The following is a 720-nucleotide window of genomic DNA, read 5'->3' as shown; positions in this document are numbered from 1 at the left end:
CTACTACAACAGCCCGGGACCGGACAACCGCTCCAACGCCAGCCTCAACGGTGAGTGGGTACAGATCAGGAACACCACGTCGAAGGCCGTGAGCCTCAAGGGCTGGACGCTGACCGACGCCTCGAGGCACACCTACACCTTCGGGAGCTACCGCCTCGGCAAGGGCAAGACGGTGACCGTACGCACCGGCAAGGGCAAGGACACGGCGGTCAACCGCTACCAGAACCGCGGCGCCTACGTGTGGAACAACGACAAGGACACCGCGACGCTGCGCAAGGCGTCCGGCGCCAAGGCCGACACCTGCTCGTACAACAACCCGAAGGCCGACTTCAAGAACTGCTGACCGGCCGGACGGCGTCAGGCCCCGTCGGCTCCCGGCCACTCCCAGGAGATGCCGTGGATGCCGGCGGGGCATCTGCCCGCCGCCGCGTGCACCGTGTGCGAGGCGTCCAGGACCACGCGGTGGTTGTAGCTCTTCCGCGCTCCTGAGCGCTCGCGGTAGTAGCGGTGGCCGACCACCGGAAGTGCCGCCGGATGGAAATAGACATGCAGCAGATATTCGCGCAGCCGCACGCGGGTACGCCGTTCGTAATGGTCGTCGCGGCCGTCACCCGGGTCGACGGAGATGGTGTAGTCGATGACCGCTGTCTCGTTCTTCGCCAGCTTCCTGCCGAATTCGATTTCGGTGACGACGGTGCTCACTTCGGGCAGAAAGCGGAC

1 protein-coding gene and 1 pseudogene are annotated in these 720 nt (G+C 65.8%); one reads left to right on the top strand and one right to left on the bottom strand.

Translation table 11 applies throughout. From position 1 onward, the window contains the following. Positions 1-343 (top strand): lamin tail domain-containing protein (locus tag BFF76_RS30770; RefSeq protein ID WP_065849522.1); only part of this gene is annotated, 343 nt, incomplete at its 5' end. A gap of 14 nt (positions 344-357) precedes the next feature. Here BFF76_RS30770 and BFF76_RS30765 read toward each other — a convergent pair. Then, positions 358-720, bottom strand: a pseudogene (locus BFF76_RS30765) (XRE family transcriptional regulator); the annotation flags it as partial.

The sequence above is a fragment of the Streptomyces mutomycini genome (assembly GCF_001700505.1).
GTDB classification, from domain to species: Bacteria; Actinomycetota; Actinomycetes; order Streptomycetales; family Streptomycetaceae; genus Streptomyces; species Streptomyces mutomycini.
The sequence above is the reverse complement of the archived record's forward strand: the minus strand, read 5'-3'. Positions and strand labels throughout refer to the sequence as shown.